This is a genomic window from Pseudorhizobium banfieldiae, assembly GCF_000967425.1.
GTDB classification, from domain to species: Bacteria; Pseudomonadota; Alphaproteobacteria; order Rhizobiales; family Rhizobiaceae; genus Neorhizobium; species Neorhizobium banfieldiae.
In genome coordinates, this window is record NZ_FO082820.1 from 1,278,238 (window position 1) to 1,301,235 (window position 22,998).

A 22,998-nucleotide genomic window follows, 5' to 3' on the forward strand; every position below is an offset into this window, starting at 1 on the left:
AGGACGTTATGCTCGGTCGGGTCAACCACATCGCCATTGCCGTGCCGGACCTGGCACAGGCGACGGCAACCTACCGGGACATGCTTGGTGCGCGCGTTTCGCAGCCCCAGGCGCTTGCGGAACACGGGGTGACGGTGGTCTTCGTCGAACTGGAAAACACCAAGGTCGAACTGCTGGAGCCGCTGGGCGCCGACTCGCCGATAACCGCCTTCCTGGAGAAGTCGCCCTCGGGAGGCATGCACCACATCTGCTATGAAGTGGACGATATCCTGGCTGCCCGTGATCAGCTGAAGGCAAGTGGTCTGCGCGTATTGGGAGACGGCAATCCGAAGATCGGGGCGCATGGAAAGCCGGTGCTTTTCCTGCACCCGAAGGACCTCAACGGGACGCTGGTAGAACTCGAGGAGGTGTGACACTCCGTCCGTCCCGGCAGGTTTGAGGTCGCTGGGGTTTGTCGCTATAAGCGCAGAGCCCACAGGGAAGCCCCGGATGTCGTTTCTTTCATTCTTCGCCGTCTACTTCATCATCTGGTGGATCACGCTTTTCGCCGTGCTTCCGCTTGGCATGCGCTCGCAGGGTGACGAAGGGGATGTGACTCTGGGGACGGTGGAGAGTGCGCCGGCGCAGTTTCGTGCAGGGCGCGTCCTTCTTCTGACGACGGTAATATCGGCGGCAATCTACGCGGCCTGGTTCGCAGCCTCGAACTATTTTGGCATCAGCCTCGGCAATCTTCCTCGGATAGTTCCGGAGTTCGGTTAGGAGCCAGGATGCGAGCAAAAAAAAACAAGGCCGTGAGGCCTTGTTTCCAGTTTCGCGTGATCCTTACCGTTTCCGGGGCTGCGACAAGCGCGCCTAAGATCTGATCCTCCCAAGACTTGACCGCGAGGTCGGCAAGAATTTGATCTCCTTGCCTCTTTTATGGGCTGAAGCTAGCCCAAAGAATGGGCCTTGTCACCTGCTTTTTTTGCATTTTTGCTACACTGGAACATTATTTTGTTGTTGACGAAAGTGTCGCAGCTTTGTCACAAATCCGCTTTTCCCCTCTACATTTTCGGTCGGCAAGCGCCTCCCTTCAACTTGAGGGGACGGACCTCCGAGCGGGTTTCCATGGCCCGGCGAAACCGCTATGAACGCAGCCAACCAGCTTCAAAACCGCGATTCCCGGTGGGGACGTCGAAACCTCGGAACATTCCATGCGCCTATCCCGCTACTTTATGCCGATCCTGAAGGAAAACCCCAAGGAAGCGGAAATCGTTTCTCACCGTCTGATGCTGCGGGCCGGGATGATCCGCCAGCAGAGCCAGGGCATATATTCCTGGCTGCCGCTCGGCAAACGTATCCTCGATAAGGTCAACAGGATCATTCGTGAGGAGCAGGACCGCTCCGGCGCAATCGAGCTGCTGATGCCGACGCTGCAGTCAGCCGAACTCTGGCAGGAGAGTGGCCGCTACGACGACTACGGCAAGGAAATGCTGCGCATCAAGGACCGACAGGAACGGCCGCTCCTCTACGGTCCGACGAACGAGGAGATGATCACCGACATCTTTCGCTCCTACATCAAGTCCTACAAGAACCTGCCACTGAACCTCTACCACATCCAGCTCAAGTTCCGGGACGAGATCCGCCCCCGCTTCGGCACCATGCGTTCGCGCGAGTTCCTGATGAAGGATGCATATTCCTTCGATCTGACGCAGCAGGATGCAATCCACTCCTATAATAAGATGTTCGTCGCCTATCTGCGCACGTTCGCACGGCTAGGGCTACGGGCCATCCCGATGCGTGCCGATACGGGCCCGATCGGCGGCAATCATAGCCACGAATTCATCATCCTCGCCGAAACGGGCGAGTCGGAAGTCTTCAGCCACAAGGACTTCGTCAATTTCGAAATTCCGTCCGAAGACACCGACTTCGACGACATCGCTGGGCTGCAGGCCATCTTCGACAAGTGGACCTCGCTCTACGCGGCGACGTCGGAAATGCACGATGCCGCGGCGTTCGATGCGATCCCCGAAAGTGACCGTCTGTCTGCGCGCGGTATCGAGGTTGGCCACATCTTCTATTTCGGCACGAAGTATTCCGAGCCGATGGGGGCCAAGGTGCAGGGGCCGGATGGCAAGGAGCATCCCGTACACATGGGTTCGTACGGCATCGGCCCGACGCGCCTTGTTCCCGCCATTATCGAAGCCTCGCATGACGAGAACGGAATCATCTGGCCGGCCTCCGTCGCCCCGTTCGATGTCGTGGTCATCAACATGAAGCCGGGCGACGAAGCCTGCGACCGGCTTTCGGAGAACCTCTACGCAGGCCTGGGCAAGGCCGACAAGGATGTCCTCTATGATGATACGGATGACCGCGCCGGCACCAAGTTCGCGACAGCGGACCTGATCGGCGTGCCGGTCCAGGTCATCATCGGCCCGCGTTCGGCGGCAAACGGCGAAGTCGAGGTCAAGGACCGCAAGACCGGGGCCCGCGAGGTGATGACGCTGGAAGCGGCAATGAACAGGCTGGCCGGCTGAGGGCGCTGCAGCCTGAAGGACGACGAGTGAAGGCTAGGGACGGAAGAATGGCGAGCGTGACCGCAGAGGGACAGACGAACATCGAAGGCCGCGGCCCGTCTGCCGGTCCGTTTTCGGCCTTCGAACGCATGGTGGCGTGGCGCTACCTGCGCTCCCGGCGGAAGGAGGCGTTCATCTCGGTGATCGCTGGCTTCTCGTTCATCGGCATCATGCTGGGCGTAGCCACGCTGATCATCGTCATGGCGGTGATGAACGGTTTCCGTACCGAACTGATCTCGCGCATCCTCGGAATCAACGGTCACATGATCGTGCAGCCGGTGGACGGGCCCTTTACCGACTATGCCGACCTTACGGCGAAGTTCCAGGGCGTGCCGGGTGTGCGGATTGCGCTACCGCTGGTGGAGGGCCAGACACTCGCCTCCGGTCGCGCCGGTGCCGGCTCCGGCGCATTGGTGCGCGGCGTTCGGCCGGAAGACCTCGAGAAGCTGAGCGAGGTCGCGACCAACATCCGGCAGGGCGACATTATCGGATTTGCTTCGGGGCAGGGCGTTCTGGTCGGCTCCCGGCTTGCTGCATCGCTAGGGATCACTGCAGGCGATGACATCACCCTCATCTCACCCGAAGGCGACGTGACGCCGATGGGGGTCAATCCAAGGGTCAAATCCTACCCGGTATCAGGCGTCTTCGAAATCGGCATGTCTGAATACGACGCGACGATGATCTTCATGCCGCTGGAGGAGGCGCAGCTTTATTTCAACGCCGATGGATTGGTGCAGTCGATCGAGCTCTTCGTCAACGATCCCGAAGGTGTCGACGGGTTGCGTCCGCTGGTGGAAGCCGCCGCCGGTCGCCAGATCCACATCACCGACTGGCGTCAGCGGAACCAGACGTTCTTTTCGGCGCTGCAGGTCGAGCGGAACGTCATGTTCATGATCCTCACGCTGATCGTGCTGGTGGCAGCGCTCAACATCATCTCCGGGCTCATCATGCTGGTGAAGGACAAGGGAAGCGACATCGCCATCCTGCGCACCATGGGCGCAAGTTCCGGCGCGGTGATGCGGATCTTCTTCATGACAGGGGCGGCGATCGGAACCGTCGGAACGCTCGCCGGCGTCGTTCTCGGCGTCATCGTCTGCCTCAACATTGAATCGATCCGGCAGTTCTTCTCCTGGCTGTCGGGCACGGTGCTCTTCGATCCCGAGCTCTACTTCCTCAGCCAGCTTCCGGCTGAGATGAGCTTCAGCGAGACTTTGTCGGTGGTGCTGATGGCACTGACGCTCTCTTTCATTGCCACCATATTCCCCGCCTGGCGGGCCTCGCGGCTCGATCCGGTGCAGGCCCTCCGATACGAATAGGACTTTATCCGTCATGGCAGGCAAGACAGTCCTGAAGCTCTCCGGTGTCGAAAGACATTACGGCCAGGGCGAGACCACGCTCTCCATCCTGAAGGGTGCGGACTTTGAGCTGCACAGTGGCGAGATCGTCGCTCTCGTGGCGCCGTCAGGAACGGGAAAATCCACGCTTCTGCATCTGGCGGGACTGCTGGAGCATCCGGATGCCGGTGAGGTTTTCGTCGGCGGGCATGCCTGCAATGGATTGCCGGATGATGATCGCACCGCCATCCGCCGCAGCGAGATCGGCTTCGTGTACCAGTTCCACCACCTGCTCCCAGAGTTCACGGCGCTCGAGAACATCATGATGCCGCAGCTGATTGCGGGGCTTCCCGAGCGGGAGGCCAAGGAGCGGGCAAGCCAGCTTCTCGACTACATGCGCATCGGACATCGTGGCGAACACCGCCCGGCCGAATTGTCCGGCGGCGAACAGCAGCGCGTGGCGATCGCCCGTGCCGTCGCCAATGCCCCTCGCGTCCTGCTGGCCGACGAACCGACCGGCAACCTCGATCCCGAAACGGCCTCATACGTCTTCGATGCGCTGGAAGCGCTTGTGAAGCAGTCGGGGCTTGCGGCCCTGATCGCAACCCACAACCATGATCTCGCCGCCCGGATGGATCGTCGGGTAACGATCGACGGCGGCAAGGTCGTCGGCTTCTAACTCCTCTCTTAACCCTCTGTTTACCGAGGCTGCCGGCGACGGTGGCCATTCTGTTCTTGTTTCGTTTTTCTCTTGACGAGGAGTACAAAAACAGAACAAAATAACAACATAGAGGAACAAGGGAGACGACCATGACTGATCTTATTCGGGACATTGCCGCATTCGCTTCCATAGCAACCTTCGTCGCGAGCATTTCCATGCTCATGCTGGCCATGTAAGCGAGCCGCAGGAATATCCGTTGACGACGTAAGTCCGAGCTGGACTTGGAACGCTCCGCGCCGGAAAATCACCTGATTCATGAGGTGAGAGACAGCGATGGCCGAGCAGATGGAAACCACTGGTGCAACGAACGGGGAGCCTTCGCCTCGGTTCGTTCATCTGCGGGTTCATTCCGCCTATTCGCTGCTCGAAGGCGCATTGCCGCTCAAGAAGATCCTTGCGAAGGCTGTGGCCGATGGTCAGCCGGCGATAGCCGTCACGGACACCAATAATCTCTTCGTCGCGCTGGAATTCGCGCAGAAGGCCATCGGTGAGGGCCTTCAGCCAATCATCGGGTGCCAGGTCTCCATCGACATGGAGGATCAGGCCGAGGATCGTCGTGGCAACCAGATGACGAAGCTGCCGGCGATCGTGCTTCTGGCGTCTACGGCTGACGGCTACGAGCGGCTGGTGGACCTCGTCAGTCGCGCCTATCTCGGGGGCGAAGGCCATGCCAGCACGCATATCCGCCGCTCCTGGCTCGACGACACGGGGACCGAGGGACTGATTGCCTTGACCGGGGCGTCCGGCGGTCCGATCGACGTCACGCTGCGCGAAGGCAATTCCAGTCAGGCGAGATCGCGGCTCCTCAGCCTCAGGGAGGCGTTCGGTGACCGGCTCTATGTGGAACTGCAGCGCCACGGCGCCTATGACCGTCGCCACGAGCACAAGATCGTCAGCCTTGCCTACGAGTTCGATCTGCCGTTGGTCGCCACCAACGAAGCCTTTTTCCCGTCGCGCGACGATTATGACGCCCACGACGCTCTGATGGCGGTGGCCCACAATGCGATCGTGTCCGACGACAGCCGCTTCCGGCTGACCCCGGACCACTATCTGAAGAGCCGTGCCGAGATGGCGGCACTCTTCGCCGATCTGCCGGAAGCGCTGGACAACACGGTGGAGATCGCCCGGCGCTGTTCATTCATCCTCGATACCCGCAAGCCGATCCTGCCACGCTTCACGGGTGCGACGGCTGATCCGGAGGAAGCCGAACGGGCCGAGGCAGAGGAACTGCGACGGCAATCGGTGGAGGGCCTCGAACGGCGAATGGCGGCGCTCGGCCTCAGCCCCGGCTATACGGAGCAGGACTACCGTAAGCGCCTGGACTTCGAACTGAGCGTCATCGAGAGGATGAAGTTCCCAGGCTACTTCCTGATCGTCTCAGACTTCATCAAATGGGCGAAGCAGAACAACATTCCCGTTGGTCCGGGCCGTGGATCAGGCGCCGGTTCGCTTGTCGCCTATGCGCTGACGATCACGGACGTCGATCCGCTGCGCTTCTCGCTGCTGTTCGAGCGCTTCCTCAACCCGGAACGCGTCTCGATGCCCGACTTCGACATCGACTTCTGCCAGGACCGGCGCGAAGAGGTGATCCGCTACGTCCAGCAGAAATACGGCCGTGAGCAGGTGGCCCAGATCATTACATTCGGATCGCTGCAGGCCCGCGCGGCGCTGCGCGACGTCGGTCGGGTGCTCGAAATGCCCTACGGCCAGGTGGACAGGATCTGCAAGCTGGTGCCGAACAATCCAGCCAATCCGACGCCGCTCTCCAAGGCGATCGAGGAGGAGCCCAAGCTGCAGGAAGAGGCAGAGAAGGAGCCCGTGGTTGCACGCCTTCTCGACATCGCCCAGAAAATCGAGGGACTTTATCGGCACGCCTCGACGCACGCCGCCGGCATCGTGATCGGGGATCGGCCGCTCTCCAAGCTCGTGCCGATGTACCGCGATCCGCGCTCCGACATGCCGGTCACCCAGTTCAACATGAAATGGGTCGAACAGGCAGGCCTGGTGAAGTTCGACTTCCTCGGGCTGAAGACGTTGACCGTGTTGAAAACTGCGGTCGACTACGTCTCCAAGCGCGGCATCCACGTGGACCTCGCCTCGATACCACTGGATGACGAGAAGACCTACGAAATGCTCTCCCGTGGCGAGACGATCGGCGTGTTCCAGGTGGAAAGTGCCGGCATGCGCAAGGCGCTGATCGGAATGCGGCCGGACTGCATCGAGGACATCATCGCGCTCGTTGCACTCTATCGCCCCGGCCCGATGGAGAACATTCCGGTCTACAATGCCCGCAAGCACGGCGAAGAGGAGATCGAGTCGATCCATCCGAAGATCGACTATCTCCTGAAGGAAACCCAGGGCGTTATCGTCTACCAGGAACAGGTGATGCAGATCGCCCAGGTCCTGTCGGGTTACTCGCTCGGCGAAGCCGATCTTCTGCGCCGCGCCATGGGCAAGAAGATCAAGGAGGAGATGGACAAGCAGCGTGCACGTTTCGTCGATGGTGCCATGAAGAATGGCGTGTCGAAGCCGCAGGCTGACTTGATCTTCGACCTGCTCGCGAAGTTCGCCAACTACGGCTTCAATAAGTCGCACGCCGCCGCCTACGCCATCGTCTCCTACCAGACGGCCTTCATGAAGGCCCACTATCCCGCCGAGTTCCTGGCCGCGTCGATGACCTTCGATATGGCGAACACCGAGAAGCTGAACGACTTCCGGCAGGATGCGGCCCGCCTCGGCATTACGGTCGTGCCGCCATCGGTGCAGACCTCGTTCCGCCGTTTCGAGACCGACGACAACAGAATCTTCTACGCCCTGGCGGCCATCAAGGGTGTCGGCGAGGCCGCAGTCGATCACATCGTCGAGGTTAGGGGCGACAGGCCTTTCGCCTCGATCGAGGATTTCTGCCTACGGATCGACCCGAAGCAGATCAACCGTCGCGTGCTGGAAAGCCTTATTTGCGCCGGTGCCTTCGATTGCTTCGGGCGGGATCGGGCGGAGATGATTGCTGGCCTCGACCGCATCATCGGCTATGCGCAGCGTGCGCAGGAAAACAAGACGAGCGGCCAGTCTGACATGTTCGGATCATCCTCCGCAGCAGGTCCTGAAACGTTGATTTTCCCGCCTTTCTCGCCCTGGGTTCCTTCGGAGAAGCTGATGCGGGAGTACCAGGTTCTTGGCTTCTACCTGTCCGCCCACCCGCTTGATTCCTATGGCGATGTGCTGGCGAAGATGCGCGTCCAGAACTTTGCGGAATTCTCCGCTGCCGTGAAGAAGGGCGCGACTGCCGGGCGACTTGCAGGAACGGTGACCGGACGCCAAGAGCGCAAAACCCGCACCGGCAACAAGATGGGGATCGTCACCTTCTCCGATGCCTCAGGTCAGTTCGAGGCAGTGCTCTTCTCCGAAGCGCTGGCGCAGTATCGTGACCTTCTCGAGCCTGGCAAATCCCTGGTGATCACCGTACAGGCCGATGAGCGTCCCGAGGGTATCGGCCTTCGCATCCAGACGGCCGCGTCCCTGGAGGAGCAGTCGGTACGAATGCAGAAGGCGCTGCGGGTCTATGTACGGGATTCGGGTCCCCTGAAGACGGTGACGCGTCACCTTAATGCAAGGGGGGACGGGCTGGTCTCCTTCATCGTCATCAAGGATGATGGCCAGCGCGAGATCGAGGTGGAGCTCGCGGAGAAATTCCGGATTTCGCCGGAGATTGCCGCCGCCCTCAGGGCGGCGCCGGGGGTCCTAGAGGTCGAACTCGTATAGCGACGCTCAGTAGAGGCCGATGCCGTTGCGATAGACGCGCCGCGGCTTCTGTCGCACCTTCTTCGGCTTTTCAACGGCTGGCCGTGCTTCAGCCACCTTCGCCTCGGAGCGCGTCAGCGTGATGAAGTCGGTGCCCTTGCCGGTCTCCGGACCCAGACCTTCGTCCGTTATGGTCAGGGAGCTTCCATCAGCAAGCAGCGTGGCGATGCGCTCTCGTAAGTCGTCCGGGATGTCGAGGCGATCGAGCGCGTCGGATGCCGAAGAGGCCGAGGCGTGGAGACTGATATTCATGCGCTGCCGCTCTTTCGTGGTGAGGAGGTTCGGCAGGGTAAGCACATGCCAGTCGGCCCGCTCGCTGCCGCGATCGACATTGCTCGCCGTGAAGAAGTGCGTGCCGAGGGGGATCTCCGGATTCTTCAGGCCGATGGGCGCCTCGAACAGCGGCGCAAAGTTGCGGCGTACCAGCAGTTGCGCAGCTGGGGGCTCCTGCTTACCGGAGGAGCGATAGAGCGCCGACAGGAAATCCTCGGTCAATGCCGATCCCGCCGGGAGGCTCTTCCACCGCTTGAAGCCTGCGATTGCCGCCTGGGTCTTTGTGCCGATCAGGCCGTCGGGCGCACCGGCATCGAAGCCGAGATCGTTCAGCATCGCCTGGACGTCGGACACCGTCTCCCGCAGTTCGCGCCTCTTGATGAGCATCTTCAAGGGTGTGGTGTCCTGCGGTTCGATCGAGCCGGTCAGGGTCGGGTCGGTGGTGTGGTCCGCCATGGCCACCTCATAGGCTTCCGACGTCTGGCGCTTCACGGTCGGCCGCAATTCGATGTCCGACATCAGTGGTTCGGAGGGCAGGGGCTTGAGCGGGAGGAAGAGGTTGGCATGGACAATCGGCGCCGGTGCCACCGGCGCGTCGGAAACAATCACGTGGAAGCCGCGCTCCGTCATCCCGAAAAGCGTCTTCGCGTAACCGGAAGGCAGGCGGATGCAGCCGTGCGAGGCCGGGTAGTTGGGCACATGGCCTTCGTGAAGCGCGATGCCGGACCACGTCAGTCTCTGCATGAATGGCATCGGTGCGTTCGAATAGATGTTCGACTCGTGATACCGACGCTTTTCGAGGATCGAGAAGATCCCGCTCGGCGTGGAATGCCCTGCCTTGCCGGTGGAGACGCGCGTGGTCGAGACCACCTTGGCACCGTCGTAGACGGTCATGGACTGGTTGTTCTTGGAGACGACGATCTGCAGCGTGTGGGCGAGTTCGGCAAAGGCGGGATGGGAGAGCATGGTGGCGGACATCAGTCCGAGACCAAACGCGAGACGACGCAGCATGGACAACCTCTTTACGCAATACTGAGCGGCGAGATTAGCAGCTTCGAATTAAGGAAGATTTGCCGGAGATTGTAACGATTGGTAGTCGCTATGCCGGACGATCACATCTCAGTGATCCCGGCGACGTTCACCGAACGTGTAGCCCGTTTCCACGGCGGCCTTTCCGAACTTGTCGCGGAGCCGGTCCATGGCGGCCTCCGCTGCGGCGCGACGGACGGCGTCGCGGTCCACGAGGTCTGGGGGATCCGCCCGTTCTGGATCACAAAGGTCAGTCACGCCGATGCCGATGAGGCGGAACCGCGTGCCGTCGGTTTCGGGTTGCAGCAGTGAGAGACCCGTGCGGAAGATGCGATCGGCGAGCTGTGTGGGGTCCTCGAGCCGCCGATTGCGCGTGCGGCTTTTGAAGTCAGCGGTCTTGAGCTTCAGCACGACGGTCTGGCCGGCGATGGAGCGTTTCTTCAGCCGAGACGAGACCTTCTCTGACAGGCGGCGCAGGATCGGGACGAGGTCTTCCTGGCGGGAGATGTCGTCGAAGAATGTGGTCTCCGCCGAAACGCTCTTGGCCGGATCATTGGGATGGACTGTCCGCTCGTCGATGCCGCGCGCGAGGCGATAGAGGCGCTGTCCCATCGAACCGTAGCGCCGCATGAGATCACCTTCCTCCATTGTCTGCAACTGGCCAATCGTCCGGATGCCGTCGGCTTCGAGGGTGGCATTGAAGGCCTTGCCGACGCCCCAGATCGTCGTCACGGGTCGTGGCGCGAGGAACGCCAATGCCTCCTCCCGCCCAACGACGGAGAAGCCCCGCGGCTTTTGCAGGTCGGATCCAACCTTGGCCAGGAACTTGCAGTAGGAGAGCCCGATCGAGATGCTGATGCCGATCTCTGCGGCGACGCGGTTGGCGAGTTTGGCCAGGATGCGTGCCGGCGGGTCGTGATGCAGCCGCTCCGTGCCGGCGAGGTCGAGAAAGGCTTCGTCGATCGAAAGTGGCTGAACGAGCGGCGTCAACTCCAGCATCATCTGCCGTACCTCGCGGCCGACCCGTGCATACTTTTCCATGTTCGGGCGGATGACGACGGCATCCGGGCACGCCTCCAGTGCTTTGAACATCGGCATTGCCGATCGCACTCCGTTGATGCGCGCAATGTAGCAGGCCGTGGAGACAACGCCGCGCTTTCCACCACCAATGATGACCGGCTTGTCTGCGAGCTCGGGATTGTCGCGTTTCTCGACGGCCGCATAGAAGGCGTCGCAATCGATATGCGCGATCGTCAGGTCGTAAAGTTCAGAGTGGTATAATAGCCTTGGACTTCCGCATTTATTGCAGCGGCGCAATTCTGCCTTCTGCTCGGTGAGGCAGTCGCGACAGAAGCCGGATTTCGTCTCGGGCGAATGCGTCATCGATGGAACAGAAGTTGAACATCCGCAATCTATGCCTGGCCGAATAGAATCTCAACGGCGCTCTTCATCCGTCCACACCGGAACGCGCTTCTTAGTACTGGCCGGAGTCGAGGCCGGGCTTTGAGAAGTGGCGCCAGGCGGCGGCAACCGCCTCCGGCTTCGTGCCGCTTCCTTCGCAAAAGGCAAGGAGCGTGGGCTCATGTGCCATGACGAAATCAAGCATCCCAGCGAGGAAATCGGGATCGTGCACTGCCTGGCGAAGTTGCCCTGCCTCCAGCCCCGACAGGGAAAGGAAGCGCCCCAGCATGTCCGGTTCGGAGGCAAGCCAGCCGAGAATGGCTACGGCCGTCTGCTCCGCGGCGTCCCGCCCGACCGAAACGTTTTTGGGATCGTGTCGCATTGCCCGGAAATGGTTACCTCTTTTTCAACCAAATGGCCGTACCGTCGAACACTGTGACGGAGATGGAATCGGCCGTGCGCGAGCTTATATGCTGAAATAGGGCTTGCAAGGCAGGATCAGGGACGGGGTACATGCCCAAGCGGGTCATGATTGTCGAAGACAACGAGCTGAACATGAAGCTCTTCCGCGATCTGATCGAGGCTTGCGGCTATGAAACCATCCAGACGCGGAACGGCCTGGAGGCGATGGAACTCGCCCGCAAGCATCGCCCGGACCTCATCCTGATGGACATCCAGCTACCTGAAGTCTCCGGCCTCGAGGTCACGAAGTGGCTCAAGGAAGACGATGAATTGCATATCATCCCGGTCATAGCCGTGACCGCCTTCGCGATGAAGGGCGATGAAGAACGCATCCGCCAGGGTGGCTGCGAAGCCTATGTGTCGAAGCCGATATCGGTTCCGAAGTTCATCGAGACCATTAAGACATATCTGGGCGACGCATGAGACCGGAGCACACGACATGACCGCGCGGATCCTGGTGGTTGACGATGTGCCCGCGAATCTCAAGCTGCTCGAGGCTCGGCTGGTTGCTGAATACTTCGATGTCCTGACGGCCGAGGACGGTTTCAAGGCGTTGGCGATCTGCGAGCATACGCATGTCGACCTCATCCTGCTGGACATCATGATGCCCGGCCTCAGCGGCTTCGAAGTCTGCGAACGGCTGAAGGCCGATCCCCGCTTTGCGCATATTCCGATCGTCATGGTGACAGCGCTGGACCAGCCCGCCGATCGCGTTCGCGGCCTCAAGGCCGGCGCGGACGACTTCCTGACGAAACCGGTCAACGATCTTCAGCTCATATCCCGTGTGAAGAGCCTCGTGCGCCTGAAGACCTTGAGCGACGAGTTGCGCATTCGTGCCGACACCGCTCAGAACGTCGGCATCGAGGACATGCTCAAAGGCACCGACGGCCGGGACGAGCCGGGACAGGTTCTACTGGTCGACAGCCGTGGAAATTCGCAGGAGCGCTTCATCAAGGCGCTGAAGCCGATCGCCGAGGTCATGGCGATGTCGGACCCGCAGGCGGCATTGTTCGAGGCAGCAGAGAACAGCTTCGATCTCGTGATCGTCAACGCCAATTTTGACGACTATGATCCGCTACGCCTCTGCTCGCAGCTGAGGTCGCTGGAACGGACCCGCTTTCTGCCGCTGCTCATCGTCACGGAGCAGGGTGAGGAGGATCTGATCGTCCGGGCTCTGGACCTCGGCGTCAACGACTACATCATGCGCCCGGTCGACCCGAACGAGCTCGTTGCCCGCTGCCTCACGCAGATCAAGCGCAAGCGCTACAACGATCGTCTTCGCGTCAGCGTTCAGCAGACGATCGAACTTGCGGTCACGGACGCATTGACCGGGTTGCATAACCGCCGCTACCTCGACAATCATTTGAAGACGTTGTTCAATCGTGCCGCGGCTCGAGGGCGGGCGCTGTCCATCTGCATCACCGACATCGACCGCTTCAAGACCATCAACGACACTTATGGCCATGACGCCGGAGACGACATTCTCCGGCAGTTCGCGGCACGTATCCGCTCGACGGTCAGGGGAGCGGATCTCGCCTGCCGGTATGGCGGGGAGGAGTTCGTGGTGGTGATGCCTGACACCGATGCCGCAGCGGCCGGCATGATCGCCGAAAGACTCCGCGGGCTGATCGAGAACCAGCCCTTCGTCATTCGCTCGACGGGGCAGGCCATCAGCGTCACTGCTTCGCTTGGCATCGCTTCCAACGAGGCTGCGGCAGAGACCCCGGAGCAGCTTCTGAAGCAAGCGGACAGGGCACTCTACGAGGCGAAGAACAGCGGCAGGAACAGGGTGGTCGCAGCCGCAGCCTGAAGCGAGCCCTGGCAAGGTTGCGCAGGCCGCCGGTTAGCCACTAATTGAGCTAGCGTCTTGCGCTCCTGCTGGCGAAAAGTTCTGTCTCCGTGCCAAGAATACCAGATAAATTGACCAGTCGAATCTCCGTTATTCATCGAATGGCGCGCCTCCACTACGGCTGATTTTAACCAATATTGGAACTCGCTTATCGAATCGGCAAGATTCGGTTGATTTCCTTGGTAGTTTGCGCGATTTTTAGAGACGAAAGATACCCCATGATGCTCAGGTCCGCCGCATCTCCTGGGTCGTGGGGTCGGTCGATCGATTGCATGTCTCGGTTCCTCGTGCCGTATTGCAGTCGGTCGACCCCCAAATAAAAAAGCACCGCTTTCAAGGAAAGCGGTGCTTTTTTTGGCTTGGATCATGAGACTACAAAAAAGGCGCGTCACCCTACGGCGCGCGCCTCGTTCTGCCGGATACCAGGATCTTACTTGATCTTGGTTTCCTTGAACTCGACATGCTTCTTGGCAATCGGGTCGTACTTGGTCTTGGACATCTTGTCCGTGAAGGTACGGCTGTTCTTCTTGGTCACGTAGAAGAAACCGGTGTCCGCCGTCGACAGCAGCTTGATCTTGATGGTCGTAGCTTTCGCCATGGTGTTCTGCCTTTAGGAAAAATGAAGCCGCGGACGGCCGGATGGTGTCCACGGCGAAATCTGGCGCGAAAGTACAAATCGCGCCCGAAAAGTCAAGTCCGTTTCGGTCTAAAAAGGAACCGTCCCATCGACAGAACGACATAAAGGCCGAAGAAGGAGGCGAGCGCCCAGGCGAAACCGTTATTGCCGGTGATGTCGATCGCTGCGCCGATCGCCTGTGGCCCGGCCACGGTGCCGACGGCGTAGCAGAAGACGAAGGCTGCATTGGCGGCGGCAAGGTCGGCGCCGGTGAGTCGCGAGCCGAGATGGGCAAGGCCCACAGTATAGAGGCCGGAGACGCAACCGCCCCAGAACAGCAGGACGACTGCCGTCAGCAGCCAGTCCTCGATCAGCAACGGCAGGAGCAGCGAGCCGACGAGGCCCGTCAGCGCCATGAGCGCGAGAAGCGGCCGCCGGTCGCGAAGGCGGTCGGAATACATGCCCAGCGGGATCTGGAAGACCATGTTGCCGATACCCATCACGGTGAGGAGCAGGGCTGCCTGGGCCTCGCTGAACCCCGTCCGCACCGCATAGATCGGGAACAGCGAGAGTCCTCCCGCTTCCACCGCACCGAAGACGAAGACGGCGGCTGTCGCCGTGGGCACAAGGAAGATATAGCGCAGGAAGTGTCGCTCGGGCTTCTCGTCCAGAACGGGACTCTCATTGCGCGCGATATAGATTGGAACCGCCGCGATCAGGATGGCGCCGGCACCGATCAGGAAAGGCCGGATTCCGTCGCTACCGATGGCCGAAAACAGGAGCGGGCCCATCGCGAACCCCACCGCCAGAACTGTGGCATAGATACCGAGTACGAGGCCTCTGCGGCGGGGCGGGGCGGCTGCATTGATCCAGAACTCGGACAGGATGAACAGCGTCGTGGTTGCCCCGTGGAATGCGAACCGCAGGGGAAACCACATCCAGAAGGCGCTGGCATAGTAGAAGCCGAGAGCGCTGACGGCCGACACGATCACCGCCCACAGCATGGTCCGGGCGACGCCGAAATCATGGGCGAGCCGAGTGGTGATCGGTGCGGCGATCATGGCCGCGACACCCGCCATGGCCGAGTTCAGCCCGATCATGGTCGACGAGATGCCGCGTTTCTCGAGGATTATGCTGAGGAGGGGGAGGCCAAGGCCAATGGCGATCCCCACGGCGCTGATTGCCGAGATCGCCGCAAATAGCGACGGCCAGTGTATCTCCTCGACATGGCCGTTGAGGTCGTTCTGTGGACGGGACATCTTGTGCCTCTAGAGCTCGGTCCGGACGAACCGTCCATGGCGCATGAAGTAATAGGGTACAGGCAGTCCATAGGGGAGGGCAGGATCGCTCTCAAGCAGCAATTTCACATCCTCCAGCACCGCGCGCGTGATCTGCGGCACCTTGAGCTCCGCAAGGTCGGAAAAGCCAACCCAGCGCAGATCCTGCAATTCTTCGGTATCCTGAAGCGGGGCCGGGGCAATGCCGGCTTCGTCGGCAGGCAGCAGAAAGAAACGTGTATCGAAGCGTCTTACATTCCCGGGTGGCGTTACCGCACGCGCCACGTAACGCAGGGGCACGAGGTCGGCCGCGTCGCCGGTGCTCAACCCCGTCTCCTCACGCAGTTCGCGGAGCGCCGCCAGTGCAAGGGCACGCACGGTCGCCGGTCCGGTACGTGTTGCCGTTCCCGAGAGAAGCCGCTTCGTGACAAGCGGGTGAAGGTCACGCTGGTAGGGCAGGGTGTAGTCGTGACGGTCCCGCCGGCCGCCCGGAAAGACGTAGACGTCGGGCATGAAGGCGTGGCCGCCACCTCTCCGTCCCATCAGGAAGCGGGGCGTCCCCTGGCGTCGGTCCAGCAGAATGATGGTGCTGGCATCCTTCGGACGCAGCTTCTCCGTGTTCTTCCGCAACGGTTCGTCGATCGCGAACGGTGCGGGCGCGACCACAGCCGGTTTCAATGATGTCGGTCTCCGTGATCCGCAGCGGGTCGCTCTCCTGCCTCGCCGCCGAATCCGTGCATCCGGTACGCCCATTGCAGACCGATGACACCGCCCTTGATCGGCTGAATGGTTAGCAGCGCCGCCAGGACTGCGAGCGGGATCCAGATCGCCAGATGGATCCACGGAGACAGCGGGATTACCATGTCCGCCATCATGTAGCCGGTCATCAGAACATGGCCGACCACGAAGATGACGAGGTAGGCCGGCAGGTCATCCGCCCTGTGGTGGTGGATCTCTTCCCCGCAGACCGAACATTCGTCCACCGGCTTGAGGAAGGCCCGAAACAGGCGCCCGCTCCCGCAATTGGGGCAGGTACCCTTCATGCCGCGCCCGATGGATCGCATCAGGGGGCGCTCTTCTTGGTGCGCCCCTCCGAACCGGACCGGCTGCTCGGCTTGTCGTTGCATATGCTTGCTCCTATCGGCCACGCGGGGGTCGGGTGCCGGCTTTCGCGCGCCGCTGATTGCGATCTCTTCGCCCGGATTTGTGGAAAGACCGTGTCGCCGCCGGCATTTTCCGGCCTTCGCTCAGCATTTCGAAACGCAAGGCACCGGCGAGGGGGATCGCTTCGGCCAACCGTACCTCGACTGCATCGCCGAGCTGATAGCCAAGCCCGGATTTTTCGCCGGTCAGCGCCTGGTGGGCTTCGTCGTAGATGAAATAGTCAATGCCAAGCGTCGAGATTGGCACGAAGCCGTCTGCTCCGTAGTCCGGCAGGGTGATGAACAGACCGGCCTTTGTGACGCCGGAGACGCGGCCCTGAAACTCTTCGCCGATTCGCTCGCTCAGGTGATGGGCGATCAGCCGGTTGACGGTGTCGCGCTCGGCTGCCATCGCCCTTCGCTCGAAGGTAGAGATCTCGGCGGCGATATCGTCGAGGATCGCCTCCTCCTCCGGCGTGATGCCGCCTTCGCCCAGCCCGAGCGAGCCGACCAGCGCGCGATGCACGATCAGGTCGGCGTAACGCCGGATCGGGGAGGTGAAATGGGCGTATTTCATCAGGTTCAGGCCGAAATGCCCGATATTCTCTGGGCTGTAGATCGCCTGGCTCTGGGATCTCAGCACCATCTCGTTGACCATGGTCTGGTGCGGTGTATCCAGCGCGCGTGCGAGGATGCCGTTGAAGGAATTCGCCCGTAGCTGCCCACCCTTTGCCATGGAGAGGCCGATCGTTGCCAGGAATTCCCGAAGGGTTTCCTGCTTCGATAGCGCCGGCGCGTCGTGGATGCGGTAGACGAGCGGCTGGCGTTTCTTCTCCAGCGTTTCCGCCGCGGCGACGTTCGCCTGGATCATCATCTCTTCGATGAGCTTGTGGGCATCCAGCCGATCGGGGATGAAGACTCGGTCAACGGTGCCATCGGGCTTGAGGATGATCTTCCGTTCGGGCATGTCGAGCTCGAGGGGCTGCCGCCGCTCGCGACCGCGCTTCAGCGTCGCATAGGCGTGCCACAGCGGCTTCAGGATCGGCTCCAGCAACGGTCCGGTCTTGTCGTCGGGCTTGCCGTCAATCGCCGCCTGGGCCTGCTGGTAGGAGAGCTTCGCCGCACTCTTCATCATGATGCGATGGAAGGTATGGCCAGCCTTACGCCCTTCTTTGGAGAAGACCATACGGACGGCGATCGCCGGTCGATCCTCGCCTTCGCGCAGAGAGCAGAGGTTGTTGGAGATGCGTTCCGGAAGCATGGGTACGACCCGATCAGGGAAGTAGACCGAATTCCCGCGCTTCAGCGCCTCGCGATCAAGCGCGGAGCCGGTGCGGACGTACCAGGAGACGTCAGCGATCGCGACGGTGACAATCACTCCGGCCGGATTATCCTGCGAGGTGTCCAGTTCGGCATAGACCGCGTCGTCGTGATCCTTGGCGTCGGCCGGATCGATGGTGATCAGCGGAACATCGCGCCAATCCTCCCGCTTGGACATGGTCGCGGGACGCGCCGCCTCGGCCTCGTTGAGGACCGCCTGCGGAAAGACATGGGGGATGCCATGGGCATAGATGGCGATCATCGAGATCGCCTTTTCGGACCCAACCGAGCCGACGACCGACAGGACGCGGGCGCGAGGCAGCCCGAATCGACCGCTGCGGGCGACTTCGACCTCGACCAGGTCGCCATCCTTCGCATCGCCCATGCCGTCGCGTTCGATCAGCATCTCCTCGCCACGTCGGTCGATCGGCATGAGGCGAGCTTCATCCTCCATCATCCGGATCACGCCGAGCGGAGCACCCCTGCGTCGGTCGATGATCTTGATGACGCGAGCAGTATAGGCGGGGCCGCTACGATCCTTATTGGCAAATATCTTGGCGAGCACCCTGTCGTTGAGGCCGGCAGCCGAGGTCTTGCCTTTGCGCTCTGACGGCTGGCGGATGAGCACGGCCGGTGCTGCACCCTGGTCCTCGGGCCATTCGGCCGGCCGGCCGATCAGTTCCCCGTCCTTGTCGCGGGTGGTGATGTCGAGCACCGTCACCGGGGGCAGGGCGCCGGGGCGCGAAAGAGACTTGCGGCTCTTCTTCAGGAGGCCTTCGTCCTCCAGGGTCCTGAGCAGATCCTTGAGTTCCACCCGTGCCTCGCCCTTCAGCCCGAAGGCCTTGGCGATCTCCCGCTTGGATGCCCGATCCGGGTTTTCGGCGATGAATTCGAGCAAGACCTCGCGCGGCGGCACGGCCCCGTGGATGATGGTCGGTCCGCCGGAGGAGGGAGCATTGGCCTTGCGGTTTCTTGGCGCGGGTCTGTCCCGATTGTCTCTTGTCACGTTCCGGTCTTCTTCGCCTTCGTGGCCGTCTTTGCCGGGGCCTTCGGCTTGGCTGCAGCTTTTGGTTTGGCGGCCGTCTTCTTCGTTCCCGTTGCCGCCTTTGCCTTGGTGGTTTTGGCCTTGCCGGAGCCCGCCTTGCCACCCTTCTCGGCGATCAGTGCCAGAGCTTCGTCCAGCGTCACCGCCTGCGGATCCTTGCCTTTCGGCAGCGTGGCGTTGACCTTGCCCCAGTTCACGTAGGGACCATAGCGGCCGTCGCGAACGGTAATGGCGCCGCCGTCGGGGTGATCTCCCAACGTCTTCAAGGCCGCCGGCGTTCCGCGCCCACGGCCGCCAGGCCCCTTGCTCTGCTTCTCTGCCAGGACCGTTACGGCGCGGTTGAGGCCGATCGTGAAGACGTCTTCGACGCTTTCGAGATTGGCATAGGTGCCGTCATGTAGAAGGAATGGACCATAGCGACCAAGGCCGGCGGAGATCATCTTGCCGCTTTCGGGGTGCTTGCCGATGTCGCGTGGAAGGTTGATGAGCGCGAGCGCTTTTTCGTGGTCGATTTCCTCCGGCTTCCAGCCCTTCGGCAGCGACGAACGTTTGGCATCCTTGCCTTCACCACGTTGAATATAGGGCCCGAACCGCCCCGAGCGAAGCGTCAGTTCTTCACCGGTATGCGGGTCGGCGCCGAGTGACTTCGGCTCGTTGAGGCCGCTCGCTTCTGCTTCGGCGCCCTCCTGCGAAAGCTGGCGCGTAAAGTTGCATTCGGGATAGTTGGAACAACCGACGAACGCACCGTACTTGCCGAGCTTCAGTGAGAGTTTCCCGGTGCCGCAGACTTGGCAGGTCCGCGGGTCGCTGCCGTCCTCCCTCTTCGGAAACACCAGCGGTGCAAGCGCCTCGTTGAGCGCATCGAGCACATTGGTGACGCGCAGTTCCTTGGTGTCCTCGATCTGGGCAAAGAAGTCCTTCCAGAAGTCCCGCAGAACTTGCTTCCAGTCGAGTTCGCCCGCCGAAATCCGATCGAGCTTTTCCTCCAGATCTGCTGTGAAATCGTACTCCACATACTTGGTGAAGAAGTTTTCAAGGAAGGCCGTCACCAGTCGGCCTTTGGCCTGCGGGATGAGCTTGCGCTTTTCCGTTGTCACGTATTCCCGGTCGCTCAGGGTCTTCAGCGTTGCTGCATAGGTGGATGGGCGGCCGATGCCGAGCTCTTCCATCTTCTTGATCAGCGACGCTTCCGAGTAGCGCGGCGGCGGCTCCGTGAAATGCTGGCTTGCATTCACATTGTTCTTGTCGAGTTTCTCGCGGGCGTTGATCTCCGGCAGGCGGCCGTCCTCGTCGTCGTCCTCGCCTTTGTCGCCCTCTTCGCGCTGATCCATGTAGGCGCCGAGGAAGCCGTCGAACCGGATGACCGAGCCGACCGCGCGCAGCCCAGCTTTTTCGCCATTGTTATCCGCCAGGATTTCGACCGTTGTTCGCTCAATCTCGGCAGATGCCATCTGGCTGGCAATGCCGCGCTTCCAGATCAGCTCGTAGAGACGCGCTTGGTCCGCGTCGAGGTGGCGACGCACCTTCTCCGGGGTGCGGTTAAAATCGGTGGGCCGGATCGCTTCGTGGGCTTCCTGGGCGTTCTTTGCCTTGGTGGAATAAAAGCGAGGCTTCTCAGGAACGTATCGATCCCCGAACTGCTCCTGGACAGCACGCCGCGCGCCGTCGATCGCCTCCGGTGCCATCTGTACGCCGTCGGTTCGCATATAGGTAATGAGACCGACCGTCTCGCCGCCGATGTCTACGCCCTCATAGAGTTTCTGTGCGACCTGCATCGTTCGCGAGGCATTGAAGCCGAGATTGGAGGAGGCGGCCTGCTGCAGGGTGGATGTGGTGAAGGGCGGACCGGGATTGCGCTTGACCGGCTTTGCCTCGACGCTTTCGACCACGTAGCTCGCTCCTTCGAGCAGGGTCTTGAGGCGATTGGCGTCGTCTCCGGTCTTGATGGAGCGGTTCTGCAGCCGCTTGCCGTCGGCGGAGACCAGTCGAGCCTCGAACTGATCGCCCCGCGGGGTGCTGAGCAGTGCGGAGATATTCCAGTACTCTTCCGAAACGAAGCGTTCGATTTCGGCTTCGCGGTCGCAAACGAGGCGGAGGGCGACGGATTGCACCCGGCCGGCCGAGCGGGCACCTGGCAGCTTGCGCCATAGGACTGGCGACAGGTTGAAGCCGACAAGGTAGTCGAGGGCGCGGCGGGCGAGATAGGCGTCCACAAGCGGGGCATCGATATCCCGCGGCGCGGCCATGGCGTCAAGGACGGCCTTCTTGGTGATGGCGTTGAAGACGACGCGCTTGACGGGCTTGTCCCCCAGCACGCGCCTCTTCTTGAGAAGATCGAGAACGTGCCAGGAAATGGCCTCGCCTTCGCGATCAGGGTCGGTCGCGAGGAACAGGCCGTCGGATCCCTTGACCGCGTCGGCAATGTCCTTGATGCGCTTCTGTGACGCGCTGTCGACTTCCCAGGACATCTCGAAGTCCTGGTCTGGAAGAACCGATCCGTCCTTGGCGGGCAGGTCGCGAACATGACCAAAGGATGCGAGAACCTTGTAGCCGGGCCCGAGATACTTGTTGATGGTCTTGGCCTTGGCCGGAGATTCGACGACGACAACGTTCATGGAGTTTCTCTGCATGGTGCATTTCCGGACGCCGGGACAGGTTCCCGACCGGATGTTGGTTCCGACATGGATGGCGTTTGAGCCGTGGTCAAGTGCTGAAGCCAATTTAAGCACTACAACGCAATGCAACCTAGAGGAGATTGTACTTAAGATTGCAATCCAAGATAAATGCTTTATCCTGTCTCCATCAAAGGTAGTTCATCCACTGGATGGCAGGGGCAACGGGATCAACCATGCGTTCGGATCGTGCCGGTTTGGAGGACAAGGAGGCGATCGCCTACATCCGTCAGATGCTGGGTGAACTGCATCAGGTTGCACGCCAGGAAGGGGCGGACATGCTCTGCTACCTGATCGAGATGGCCTATGTCGAAGCGGGCGACGTCCATGCGGGCCGACGACCACGTTCAGTCGCTCATGGAGAGCGAGACAAGACCCCCGGCATGACGATGTAGCCGCCCCGCAAGATCAAGCTCCAGAAGCACAAGATAGACGGCCGACGCGGACAAGCCTGTATGTCGGATGATGTCGTCGACCTCGACCGGGCTCGGGCCGAGGGATGAGATGATTGTCGCGCGGTCGCTGTCGTCGGGCGGAAGAAGCGCCGCAGCTCCGTCATCATCACCCGACTCCTCGATCATCGTCTCACCGTGGCCTTCGAGCCGCGCGAGAGGGGCCAGCGCCTCGAGAACATCTTCGGATGACGTGGTAACGATCGCGCCTTCCTTCAGCAGTGCATTCGTGCCGCGGCATCGGGGATCCAGTGGCGATCCGGGGACAGCAAAGACAAGTCGACCAAAGTCTCCCGCCATTCTTGCAGTAATAAGCGAACCCGACCTCTGCGCGGCCTCGACGACAACGACCCCATGCGAAATGCCCGCGATCAGCCTGTTCCGGCGCGGGAAGTCGCGCGCCCGCGGTTCCCATCCGAAGGGCATTTCGCTAACGGCAAGTCCTTCACCCGCGATGATCTCCTTCAGGAGCGGCACATTCTCGGGCGGATAAGGCTGATCCAGTCCCCCGGCAAGCACTGCGATCGTGCCCGTTTCCATGCTCGCCCGGTGGGCGGCAGTGTCGATGCCGCGGGCAAGTCCGGAGGTGACGGCGTAGCCGACGCGGCCGACGTCGCGGGCGATCATCGCTGCGAACTTCGCACCGCTGATCGAGGCATTTCGAGAGCCGACGATCCCGACCGACGGCCTCAACGCCACCGGCGAATGTCCCATCACCGCAAGAAGCGGTGGGGCGCCATCGATCTGCCTGAGCGCCGGCGGATAATCGGGCTCGCCTATGCCGACGAAGCGGGCACCATGGCGGCGGGCCGCATCCAGTTCCCGTTCGGCATCCTCTTTCGAGGCGATGCGGATGGTGCGGGAGGCGCCGCCGCGGCTGGACAGTTCCGGCAGCATGGCAAGCGCATTTTCGGCGGAGCCGAAGTGGTTGATGAGGTCGCGGAAGGTGGCCGGCCCGACATTGTCGCTGCGGATGAGGCGGAGCCAGGCGATCCTTTGCCTGTCGGTGAGCGCAATTCCCTGTCGTCTTGCGCCGCCGTCAGGCATCG

Annotated in this window: 19 protein-coding genes; 9 read left to right on the plus strand and 10 right to left on the minus strand. The window is 61.5% G+C overall.

The features are described 5' to 3' along the window. Window positions 1-8: 8 nt before the first annotated feature. From mce to dnaE, 6 genes are all read left to right on the plus strand, one after another. Complete coding sequence (gene mce / locus NT26_RS06165; RefSeq protein WP_052637921.1) at window positions 9-413, plus strand: methylmalonyl-CoA epimerase; 405 nt, start codon at window positions 9-11, stop codon at window positions 411-413. Window positions 414-489: 76 nt separating this feature from the next. Then, on the plus strand, window positions 490-759 hold the full coding sequence (locus NT26_RS06170; RefSeq protein WP_052637922.1) for a DUF1467 family protein: 270 nt from the start codon (window positions 490-492) through the stop codon (window positions 757-759). A gap of 434 nt (window positions 760-1,193) precedes the next feature. Beyond that, window positions 1,194-2,516 (plus strand): proline--tRNA ligase, encoded by a 1,323-nt coding sequence (proS, locus tag NT26_RS06175; protein WP_052637923.1) that lies wholly within the window; start codon window positions 1,194-1,196, stop codon window positions 2,514-2,516. 47 nt (window positions 2,517-2,563) lie between these two features. Then, window positions 2,564-3,871 carry a lipoprotein-releasing ABC transporter permease subunit gene (locus tag NT26_RS06180; protein ID WP_052637924.1) on the plus strand — a complete coding sequence of 436 codons (1,308 nt, stop codon included), beginning with the start codon at window positions 2,564-2,566 and terminating at the stop codon, window positions 3,869-3,871. Window positions 3,872-3,884: 13 nt separating this feature from the next. After that, a complete protein-coding gene (locus tag NT26_RS06185; protein WP_052637925.1) occupies window positions 3,885-4,568 on the plus strand; it encodes an ABC transporter ATP-binding protein in 684 nt (227 codons plus the stop codon). Window positions 4,569-4,883: 315 nt separating this feature from the next. After that, entirely contained in the window at window positions 4,884-8,372 is a 3,489-nt protein-coding gene (dnaE, locus tag NT26_RS06190; RefSeq protein ID WP_052637926.1) for a DNA polymerase III subunit alpha, read from the plus strand. Window positions 8,373-8,378: 6 nt separating this feature from the next. Here dnaE and NT26_RS06195 read toward each other — a convergent pair whose 3' ends face one another. From NT26_RS06195 to NT26_RS06205, 3 genes are all read right to left on the minus strand, one after another. Further along, a complete protein-coding gene (locus NT26_RS06195; protein ID WP_065814516.1) occupies window positions 8,379-9,695 on the minus strand; it encodes a L,D-transpeptidase family protein in 1,317 nt (438 codons plus the stop codon). 108 nt (window positions 9,696-9,803) lie between these two features. Then, on the minus strand, window positions 9,804-11,096 hold the full coding sequence (locus tag NT26_RS06200; RefSeq protein WP_052637927.1) for a DNA polymerase IV: 1,293 nt from the start codon (window positions 11,094-11,096) through the stop codon (window positions 9,804-9,806). 91 nt (window positions 11,097-11,187) lie between these two features. Continuing rightward, a complete protein-coding gene (locus NT26_RS06205) occupies window positions 11,188-11,496 on the minus strand; it encodes a DUF3572 domain-containing protein (RefSeq protein ID WP_052637928.1) in 309 nt (102 codons plus the stop codon). A gap of 131 nt (window positions 11,497-11,627) precedes the next feature. Between NT26_RS06205 and NT26_RS06210 the strand changes: the two genes are divergently transcribed. After that, window positions 11,628-11,999: a response regulator gene (locus tag NT26_RS06210; RefSeq protein ID WP_052637929.1), complete on the plus strand. Its 372-nt coding sequence runs from the start codon at window positions 11,628-11,630 to the stop codon at window positions 11,997-11,999. Between the two features lie 16 nt (window positions 12,000-12,015). Beyond that, complete coding sequence (locus NT26_RS06215; protein ID WP_052637930.1) at window positions 12,016-13,386, plus strand: PleD family two-component system response regulator; 1,371 nt, start codon at window positions 12,016-12,018, stop codon at window positions 13,384-13,386. 469 nt (window positions 13,387-13,855) lie between these two features. Here NT26_RS06215 and rpmG read toward each other — a convergent pair whose 3' ends face one another. From rpmG to topA, 6 genes are all read right to left on the minus strand, one after another. Further along, window positions 13,856-14,023 carry a 50S ribosomal protein L33 gene (gene rpmG, locus NT26_RS06220; RefSeq protein ID WP_052637931.1) on the minus strand — a complete coding sequence of 56 codons (168 nt, stop codon included), beginning with the start codon at window positions 14,021-14,023 and terminating at the stop codon, window positions 13,856-13,858. A 92-nt stretch (window positions 14,024-14,115) separates the two neighbouring features. After that, a complete protein-coding gene (locus NT26_RS06225; RefSeq protein WP_052637932.1) occupies window positions 14,116-15,300 on the minus strand; it encodes an MFS transporter in 1,185 nt (394 codons plus the stop codon). A gap of 9 nt (window positions 15,301-15,309) precedes the next feature. Then, a complete protein-coding gene (locus NT26_RS06230; protein ID WP_425287727.1) occupies window positions 15,310-15,996 on the minus strand; it encodes an NUDIX hydrolase in 687 nt (228 codons plus the stop codon). Further along, window positions 15,993-16,445, minus strand: a complete 453-nt coding sequence (locus NT26_RS06235; RefSeq protein ID WP_052637933.1) for a DUF983 domain-containing protein — start codon at window positions 16,443-16,445, stop codon at window positions 15,993-15,995. The genes NT26_RS06230 and NT26_RS06235 overlap by 4 nt, the downstream gene beginning before the upstream one ends. 10 nt (window positions 16,446-16,455) lie before the next feature. After that, a complete protein-coding gene (gene rnr, locus NT26_RS06240; RefSeq protein ID WP_052637934.1) occupies window positions 16,456-18,786 on the minus strand; it encodes a ribonuclease R in 2,331 nt (776 codons plus the stop codon). After that, entirely contained in the window at window positions 18,783-21,440 is a 2,658-nt protein-coding gene (topA, locus tag NT26_RS06245) for a type I DNA topoisomerase (protein ID WP_052641911.1), read from the minus strand. Before topA ends, rnr begins: the two co-directional genes overlap by 4 nt. A 233-nt stretch (window positions 21,441-21,673) precedes the next feature. On the opposite strand from topA, the gene NT26_RS06250 reads away from it, so the two are divergent. Continuing rightward, window positions 21,674-21,892 (plus strand): hypothetical protein, encoded by a 219-nt coding sequence (locus NT26_RS06250; RefSeq protein ID WP_052637935.1) that lies wholly within the window; start codon window positions 21,674-21,676, stop codon window positions 21,890-21,892. On the opposite strand, the gene dprA is transcribed toward NT26_RS06250, so the two are convergent. After that, window positions 21,845-22,996 (minus strand): DNA-processing protein DprA, encoded by a 1,152-nt coding sequence (dprA, locus tag NT26_RS06255; RefSeq protein WP_052637936.1) that lies wholly within the window; start codon window positions 22,994-22,996, stop codon window positions 21,845-21,847. The genes NT26_RS06250 and dprA overlap by 48 nt on opposite strands. Between the last annotated feature and the right edge of the window lie 2 nt (window positions 22,997-22,998).

What these genes read in the sequence shown, in the direction of transcription:
- rpmG (WP_052637931.1), bottom strand. Translation starts at nt 14,023, where the DNA reads ATGGCGAAAGCTACGACCATCAAGATCAAGCTGCTGTCGACGGCGGAC.
- NT26_RS06180 (WP_052637924.1), top strand. Translation starts at nt 2,564, where the DNA reads ATGGCGAGCGTGACCGCAGAGGGACAGACGAACATCGAAGGCCGCGGC.
- NT26_RS06225 (WP_052637932.1), bottom strand. Translation starts at nt 15,300, where the DNA reads ATGTCCCGTCCACAGAACGACCTCAACGGCCATGTCGAGGAGATACAC.
- NT26_RS06235 (WP_052637933.1), bottom strand. Translation starts at nt 16,445, where the DNA reads ATGCAACGACAAGCCGAGCAGCCGGTCCGGTTCGGAGGGGCGCACCAA.
- topA (WP_052641911.1), bottom strand. Translation starts at nt 21,440, where the DNA reads ATGAACGTTGTCGTCGTCGAATCTCCGGCCAAGGCCAAGACCATCAAC.
- proS (WP_052637923.1), top strand. Translation starts at nt 1,194, where the DNA reads ATGCGCCTATCCCGCTACTTTATGCCGATCCTGAAGGAAAACCCCAAG.
- NT26_RS06205 (WP_052637928.1), bottom strand. Translation starts at nt 11,496, where the DNA reads ATGCGACACGATCCCAAAAACGTTTCGGTCGGGCGGGACGCCGCGGAG.
- NT26_RS06185 (WP_052637925.1), top strand. Translation starts at nt 3,885, where the DNA reads ATGGCAGGCAAGACAGTCCTGAAGCTCTCCGGTGTCGAAAGACATTAC.
- NT26_RS06250 (WP_052637935.1), top strand. Translation starts at nt 21,674, where the DNA reads ATGCGTTCGGATCGTGCCGGTTTGGAGGACAAGGAGGCGATCGCCTAC.
- NT26_RS06210 (WP_052637929.1), top strand. Translation starts at nt 11,628, where the DNA reads ATGCCCAAGCGGGTCATGATTGTCGAAGACAACGAGCTGAACATGAAG.
- NT26_RS06200 (WP_052637927.1), bottom strand. Translation starts at nt 11,096, where the DNA reads ATGACGCATTCGCCCGAGACGAAATCCGGCTTCTGTCGCGACTGCCTC.
- dprA (WP_052637936.1), bottom strand. Translation starts at nt 22,996, where the DNA reads ATGCCTGACGGCGGCGCAAGACGACAGGGAATTGCGCTCACCGACAGG.
- mce (WP_052637921.1), top strand. Translation starts at nt 9, where the DNA reads ATGCTCGGTCGGGTCAACCACATCGCCATTGCCGTGCCGGACCTGGCA.
- NT26_RS06195 (WP_065814516.1), bottom strand. Translation starts at nt 9,695, where the DNA reads ATGCTGCGTCGTCTCGCGTTTGGTCTCGGACTGATGTCCGCCACCATG.
- NT26_RS06215 (WP_052637930.1), top strand. Translation starts at nt 12,016, where the DNA reads ATGACCGCGCGGATCCTGGTGGTTGACGATGTGCCCGCGAATCTCAAG.
- dnaE (WP_052637926.1), top strand. Translation starts at nt 4,884, where the DNA reads ATGGCCGAGCAGATGGAAACCACTGGTGCAACGAACGGGGAGCCTTCG.
- NT26_RS06170 (WP_052637922.1), top strand. Translation starts at nt 490, where the DNA reads ATGTCGTTTCTTTCATTCTTCGCCGTCTACTTCATCATCTGGTGGATC.